The 503-nt window shown below is 39.2% G+C and carries 1 protein-coding gene; it reads right to left on the reverse strand.

The window, feature by feature from the left end; translation table 11 throughout:
• Window positions 1-81 precede the first annotated feature (81 nt).
• Window positions 82-503, reverse strand: a 422-nt coding sequence (locus AC27IT_RS28385) for an APC family permease (protein WP_487092358.1), incomplete at its 5' end; no start/stop codon positions are given.

Below are 503 nucleotides of genomic sequence, written 5' to 3' on the forward strand. Positions count from 1 at the left end.
TACGTTATGTTCATAGATCCCTTTCAAAAGAAATATATACACAAAAAAGACTCTAGCTCGTTTGCTTAGAGTCTTTTTTTGCTAAACGCTCTTTTTATTTCTCCCGTATCCAACGTAAATAAAGATGCCAATCAGCATCCAGCCGATTGAGTACATCCACGTTACCATTGATAAGTTAAACATAAGAAAGATACAGCAAAGAATAGCAAGAATTGGAATGAACGGTACAAAAGGTACTTTGAAACCGCGCTTTAAGTTAGGCTGACTTTTTCGAAGAGCTAAAATTGAAAATGAAACGGCAGCAAACGTAACAATCGCTAGCATATTTGCTAAATCCGCCAGCTGTTTTAAATCAACAAAACCAGCTACGACCGCTCCTAATGCCCCGACAAGCCATGTAGATATGACAGGTTCGCTGTTTTTTCGGTTCACTTTCGCAAAAAGAGACGGCAATAATCCATCATGGCTCATTGACATCAGTATGCGGGGCACGACAAACAAAT

The organism is Brevibacillus sp. YAE8 (assembly GCF_057543335.1).